General features: G+C 69.6%; 9 protein-coding genes. 2 read left to right on the top strand and 7 right to left on the bottom strand.

The window, feature by feature from the left end:
• A partial coding sequence (locus P409_RS23855) for an SDR family NAD(P)-dependent oxidoreductase (RefSeq protein WP_034844548.1) occupies nucleotides 1–498 on the top strand: 498 nt, incomplete at its 5' end.
• Between the two features lie 65 nt (nucleotides 499–563).
• Nucleotides 564–692, top strand: a complete 129-nt coding sequence (locus P409_RS41280; RefSeq protein ID WP_274519176.1) for a hypothetical protein — start codon at nucleotides 564–566, stop codon at nucleotides 690–692.
• Here the strand turns inward: P409_RS41280 and pssA are convergent.
• The 7 genes from pssA to P409_RS23820 all read right to left on the bottom strand — a co-directional run.
• Nucleotides 674–1,558 carry a CDP-diacylglycerol--serine O-phosphatidyltransferase gene (gene pssA / locus P409_RS23850; RefSeq protein WP_034844542.1) on the bottom strand — a complete coding sequence of 295 codons (885 nt, stop codon included), beginning with the start codon at nucleotides 1,556–1,558 and terminating at the stop codon, nucleotides 674–676. The two genes, P409_RS41280 and pssA, sit on opposite strands and share 19 nt — an antisense overlap.
• Nucleotides 1,555–2,226 carry a phosphatidylserine decarboxylase gene (locus tag P409_RS23845; RefSeq protein ID WP_238578757.1) on the bottom strand — a complete coding sequence of 224 codons (672 nt, stop codon included), beginning with the start codon at nucleotides 2,224–2,226 and terminating at the stop codon, nucleotides 1,555–1,557. The genes pssA and P409_RS23845 overlap by 4 nt, the downstream gene beginning before the upstream one ends.
• A 44-nt stretch (nucleotides 2,227–2,270) precedes the next feature.
• Nucleotides 2,271–3,296 carry an endolytic transglycosylase MltG gene (mltG, locus tag P409_RS23840; RefSeq protein WP_052121299.1) on the bottom strand — a complete coding sequence of 342 codons (1,026 nt, stop codon included), beginning with the start codon at nucleotides 3,294–3,296 and terminating at the stop codon, nucleotides 2,271–2,273.
• A 4-nt stretch (nucleotides 3,297–3,300) separates the two neighbouring features.
• Nucleotides 3,301–4,563, bottom strand: coding sequence for a beta-ketoacyl-ACP synthase II (fabF, locus tag P409_RS23835; RefSeq protein ID WP_034844543.1), 1,263 nt, complete (start codon nucleotides 4,561–4,563; stop codon nucleotides 3,301–3,303).
• 45 nt (nucleotides 4,564–4,608) lie between these two features.
• A complete protein-coding gene (locus P409_RS23830) occupies nucleotides 4,609–4,848 on the bottom strand; it encodes an acyl carrier protein (protein ID WP_034844540.1) in 240 nt (79 codons plus the stop codon).
• A gap of 144 nt (nucleotides 4,849–4,992) precedes the next feature.
• Complete coding sequence (fabG, locus tag P409_RS23825; protein WP_034844539.1) at nucleotides 4,993–5,730, bottom strand: 3-oxoacyl-[acyl-carrier-protein] reductase; 738 nt, start codon at nucleotides 5,728–5,730, stop codon at nucleotides 4,993–4,995.
• A gap of 32 nt (nucleotides 5,731–5,762) precedes the next feature.
• Nucleotides 5,763–6,079, bottom strand: a 317-nt coding sequence (locus tag P409_RS23820; protein WP_034844537.1) for an ACP S-malonyltransferase, incomplete at its 5' end; no start/stop codon positions are given.

The following is a 6,079-nucleotide window of genomic DNA, read 5'->3' as shown; positions in this document are numbered from 1 at the left end:
GCCGGCGTGGCCCCGGGCAGTGCCGAGGGGGCCGACGCGGCGGCGAAGGGCCGTCGGATCCTGGCGGTCAATCTTGACGGCGTGCTCAACACCATCGACCCGATCCGGCCGCGCATGGCGGCGCGCGGCGCCGGGCAGATCGCGCTGATGAGCTCCCTGGCCGGCTTCCGCGGCTTTCCCGGCATGGGTTCCTACACCGCCTCGAAGGCCGCGGTGCGGGTGTATGGCGAGGCGCTGCGGGTCGAGTTGCGGCCGCGCGGCGTGCGGGTCTCGGTGATCTGCCCCGGCTTCATCCGCACGCCGATGACCGACGGCGCCCCGTTCCCGATGCCGATGCTGATGGAGGCCGACGCCGCGGCGACGGCGATCCGACGCGGGCTGCAGCGCGGCCGGCCGCTGATCGCCTTCCCCTGGCCGATCCATGCCGGCACCCAGGTCCTGGCGGCCCTGCCCGCAGCCTGGGGCGACGCCCTGATCCGCCGCGTCATGCGGGTGTGACTGCCGTCACGGTGCGTTCACGCGGGACCGGGCATGGTGTCCTCGCGAATTGCGAGAGCACGACCATGCACCTGATTCACGACGACGACGATATCGACAGCCCGTTCGACCTGATCCGCGAGATCGTGACCATCGTCGGCTGGGTGGCGACGACCTTCGCCCTGCTGCTGGTGGCCTACGCCGCGTTCGGCTGATCCGGCCGGTCCGGAGGCTGCTGCGCCGGGACGGCCGCCGGCGCCGCCTCCTCCTCGTCCAGCTCACCCATCATCAGCGCCGCCTGGCGCTTGAGATGGGCGTAGCGCCGGACGCTGAAGAACATGCTGCCGACATAGATCAGGCCGAGCGCGACCAGCGTCGGCCAGGTGGCGGTGACCAGCAGCGTGGCCACCAGCCCGACCCCGACCAGCACCGGCACGATATATTCCTGCGGGATCCGCACCACCTTCATCGAGAAGGTCGGGATCCGGCTGACCAGCAGCAGCGCCACGAAGACGGTCCACAGTCCGACCAGCAGCGGCGCCGCCCAGAACCCGGACGAGAATTCGAAGCTGATCATCAGCGGCATCAGGATCAGCATGGCGCCCGCAGGCACCGGCACACCGGTGAAGTAATTGTAGGCGAAGGGCGGCAGGGTGGTGTCGTCCAGCGCCGTATTGAAGCGCGCCAGGCGCAGCGCGGCGCAGACGGCATAGGCCATCACCGCCACCCAGCCCAGGCTGCCGGCATCCTGCATCATCCACAGATAGAGGATGATCGCCGGACTGACGCCGAAGCTGACGATGTCGGCCAGGCTGTCCAACTCCGCCCCGAACTTGCTCGACCCGCGCAGCAGCCGGGCGACGCGGCCGTCGAGGCCATCCAGCACCGCCGCCACCAGGATCGCCGTCACCGCCTGCTCCCACCGCTCATGCACGGCGTAGCGGATGCCGGTCAGGCCGGCGCACAGCGCCAGCGTGGTCAGGATGTTCGGCAGCAGCCGGTTGATCGTCAGGCCGCGGATGCGGACGACCGGGCGGCGGCGGAACGGCCGCCGGCGCTGGCGATGCTCGGGCCTCATCATCGCGCGATGGCCACCGGATTGGCGACGGTGGCGGCCACCAGGTCGGCCAGCACGGTCTCGCCGCCGATCATGGTCTGTCCGACCGAAACCAGCGGCTCGACCCCGTCCGGCAGGTAGATGTCGGTGCGGCTGCCGAAGCGGATCAGGCCGTAGGTCTCGCCCGCCACCACCGGCTGGCCGGGCGACAGGTCGCAGATGATGCGCCGGGCCACCAGCCCCGCGATCTGGACGAACACCATGATCCGCCCGTCCGGCAGGCGCAGCGAGACGGCGCAGCGCTCATTCTCCTCGCTGGCCTTCTCCAGATTGGCGTTCAGGTACTTGCCTGGGCGGTACTTCACGTCGATCACCGCGCCGTCGGCCGGCACCCGGTTCACATGCACGTTGAAGACGTTGAGGAAGATGCTGACCCGGGTCAGCGGCCGGCTGCCGAGGCCGAGCTCGGCCGGGGGCACCGCCTGCACCACCATCTGCACCACACCGTCGGCCGGCGCCACCACCAGGTCTGGCCGGTTCGGCGTCACCCGCGGCGGATGGCGGAAGAAATAGATGCACCAGGCGGTCGCCAGCACGCCGAACCAGCCCAGCGGCTCCCAGATCATGAACAGGATCACGGTGACCACGGCGAACACGCCGATGAACGGGTAGCCGGCCGGATGAATCGGCACCAGGACCCCGCGGATCGTGTGCAGAAGATGGGGGTCTTTACCGTTCAAGGCGTCTTGTCTCCGGTGTCCGGGGCCGCGTCGCCGGAAGTCGGCGGGGTGGCCTGCCGTCGCTTCTGCCATTCGGCGACGTTGCGATTGTGCTCCTCGAGCGTCCGGGCGAAGACGTGCCCGCCGGACCCGTCGGCTACGAAGTAATAATAGTCCGTAACCGCCGGCTTGAGCACTGCGGCAAGTGCGTCGCGCCCAGGATTGGCGATCGGCCCCGGCGGCAGGCCTGCCACGAGATAGGTGTTGTAGGGCGACTCCAGCTTCCAGTCGGCCCGGGTCAGCGCGCGGCCCAACGGCTTCCTGCCCTGGGTCAGGGCATAGATCACGGTCGGGTCGGCCTGCAGCGGCATGCCGGCCTGCAGCCGGTTCAGGAACACGCTGGCGACCGTCGGCCGTTCGGCGGGCACGCCGGTCTCCTTCTCCACGATCGAGGCCAGGGTGACGGCCTCCTGCGGCGATTTGAACGGCAGGCCGTTGGCCCGCTTGGCCCACAGCGCGTCCAGCTCCTGCCGCATTGCCTTGCGCATTCGGTCGATCACGGCCGCGCGGGTATCGCCGCGGATGAACTGGTAGGTCTCCGGCAGCAGCGAGCCTTCGGCCGGGATGTCCCCGACCTCGCCGGTCAGCAGCGGCTCGCCCTGGACCAGGGCCGCGATCTCGGCCGAGGTCAGGCCTTCGGCGACTGTGATCTTGTGCGAGACGTTGCTGCCGCGGGCCAGCAGGTCGGCCGCGTCGGCCGGCGAGATCCCGGCCGCGAAGGCGTACTCCCCGGCCTTCAGGCTGCGGTCGCCGCCCTCCAGCGCCGTTCCCGCCAGGAACACCCAGCGGTTCTCGATCACCCCCGCCGTCTCGAGCTGTGCCGCGATCGCGGTCAGGCCGCTGCCGCGCTCGATGACAAGCGTCGCCGGGGCGGTCAGCGGCCCCGGCGCGCGGTAGGCATGGAGAAACCAGGCGACGCCGCCGCCGATGACGGCCGCCAGGACCACCAGGAAGGCAAGCGCGCGGGCAAGGGCCCGAAGCATACCCTCAGGGATACTCGCGGAAGATCAGCGACGCGTTGGTCCCGCCGAAGCCGAAGCTGTTCGACAGCGCGGCGCGCACCGGCCGCTCCTTGGCCTGCTTCGGCACCAGGTCGACGCCGAGGCAGCTGTCCGACGGGTCCTCGAGGTTCAGCGTCGGCGGCACCACATCGTGGTTGACCGCCAGCACCGAATAGATCGCCTCGACCGCGCCGGCCGCGCCGAGCAGATGCCCGATCGCCGACTTGGTCGAGGACATCGAGACTGTCTCGATCGCGTTGCCGAACAGGCGCTTGACCGCGCCGAGCTCGATCTCGTCGCCGAGCGGCGTCGAGGTGCCGTGGGCGTTGACGTAGTCGATGTCCGACGGCGTCAGCCCGGCCCGCTTCAGCGCAGCCGACATCGCCCGGAAACCGCCATTGCCGTCTTCCGGCGGGGCGGTGATGTGGTGGGCGTCGCCCGACAGGCCGTAGCCCACCACCTCGGCATAGATCGTCGCGCCGCGCGCCTTGGCGTGCTCCAGCTCCTCGAGCACGACCACGCCGGCGCCCTCGCCCATGACGAAGCCGTCGCGGCCCTTGTCATAGGGGCGCGAGGCCCGGTCGGGAGTCTCGTTGTAGCCGGTGGACAGCGCCCGGGCCGCGGCGAAGCCGGCGAGCCCGAGCCGGCACACCGCCGCCTCCGCCCCGCCCGCCACCATGACGTCGGCATCGTCCCACATGATCAGCCGCGCCGCGTCGCCGATCGCGTGCGCACCGGTCGAGCAGGCCGTGACCACGGCATGGTTCGGACCGCGGAAGCCGTGCTGGATCGAGACCTGGCCGGACGCCAGGTTGATCAGCGCCGCCGGGATGAAGAAGGGGGAGATCCGGCGGGGCCCCTTCTCCTCCAGGGTCAGCGAGCCCTCGGCGATCCATTGCAGGCCGCCGATGCCCGAGCCGATCATGACGCCGGTGCGGTCGCGCGCCTCGTCGTTCGGCGGCTGCCATCCCGAATTCGCGATTGCCTCATTGGCCGCGGCGATCGCGTAATGGATGAAGACGTCGTTCTTGCGCTGGTCCTTGGGCGGGACCGCGCCGTCGACGTCGAAATCACCCGGGCCGGTGCCGCGCGGCACCATGCCCGCGATCCGCGCCGGCAGATCCGAGACGTCGAAGGTCGAGATCGCCCCGATGCCGGACTGGCCGGCGATCAGTCGATCCCAATTGGTCTTCACACCGGCACCGAGAGGCGTGACCATCCCCATGCCGGTGATTACGACACGTCGCATCATTTCATCCGGTTCTGCGGCGGAACGTGTGGCAAGGGCCTGCGATCAGCCGGCCGAATGCGCTTCGATGAACTGGATCGCATCCTTCACCGTGAGGATCTTCTCGGCCGCGTCGTCCGGAATCTCGCAGCCGAACTCCTCCTCGAACGCCATGACCAGCTCGACGGTGTCGAGGCTGTCGGCGCCCAGATCGTCGATGAAGCTGGCCGACTCGGTGACCTTGCCTTCTTCGACGCCGAGATGCTCGACGACGATCTTCTTAACGCGCTCGGCGATGTCGCTCATTCGTTCTACCTTTCAAGAGAGCGGAACGGGGCTGTATTCCGCAGTGCTGAACCCCCGCACGAGTGACCGCCCCGTAACCCGCGGTCACATAACACACCTGATCGAACATGGCCAAGCATCTGGCCATGTCCAGTCCAGGCGACCTCAAACCATCGCCATCCCGCCATTCACATGGATGGTCTGGCCGGTGACATAGGCCGCTTCGTTGCTGGCCAGATACAGGACCGCGGCGGCGATCTCCGCCGGCTCGCCCATCCGCCCCATCGGGATGGTGGCGGAGATCCGCGCCTTCTGCTCGTCGTTCAGCGCATCGGTCATGGCGCTGGTGACGAAGCCCGGGGCGACGCAGTTGACGGTGATGCCGCGGCTCGCGACCTCCTGGGCCAGGGCCTTGGTCATGCCGGTCAGGCCGGCCTTGGACGCCGCGTAGTTCGCCTGGCCGGGATTGCCGGTCTGGCCGACGATCGAGGTGATCGACACGATCCGGCCCCAGCGCTTCTTCATCATGCCGCGCAGCGCCGCGCGGGCCAGGCGGAAGCCGGACACCAGATTGACGTTGAGGACGGTCTCGAAATCCTCGTCCTTCATCCGCATCGCCAGGCCGTCGCGGGTCAGGCCGGCATTGTTGACCAGGATGTCGAGGCCGCCGGTCGCCGCCTCGGCCGCCTTGGCCACCGATTCGGCGCCCTCTGCGCTCGACAGGTCGCCCGGCGTGACATGGGCGCGCTCGCCCAGCTCACGGGCCAGCGCCTCCAGCTTCTCGACCTTGGTGCCGGACAGAGCCACGACGGCGCCCTGGGCATGCAGCAGGGTCGCGATGGCGCGGCCGATGTCGCCCGAGGCGCCGGTGACGAGCGCGGACTTGCCGTTCAGATCGAACATGCTCTCTTCCCTTGTGCGTCAGGCCTTGCGGTTCAGGCGCCGGTGGATGCGACCCAGGCGTCGATCTCCTCGGGCGTCTGCAGCGACACCGCGGCGAGGTCGCGATCGATGCGCTTGGCGAGGCCGGCCAGCACCTTGCCGGCCCCGAGCTCGACCAGTTCCTGCACGCCCGCGGATTTCATGTAAAGCACGCTCTCGCGCCAGCGCACGGTGCCGGTGACCTGCTCGACCAGCAGGCGGCGGATCTCGTCCGGCGCGGTGACCGGCGCTGCGGTGACGTTGGCCACCACCGGCACGGCCGGCGCCTTGACCTCGACCTCGGCCAGCGCCGCGCGCATCGCCTCGGCCG

The sequence above is a fragment of the Inquilinus limosus MP06 genome (assembly GCF_000767795.1).
GTDB classification, from domain to species: domain Bacteria; phylum Pseudomonadota; class Alphaproteobacteria; order DSM-16000; family Inquilinaceae; genus Inquilinus; species Inquilinus limosus_E.
Note: the sequence above shows the minus strand (reverse complement) of the source record. Positions and strands in the feature narration are given on the sequence as shown.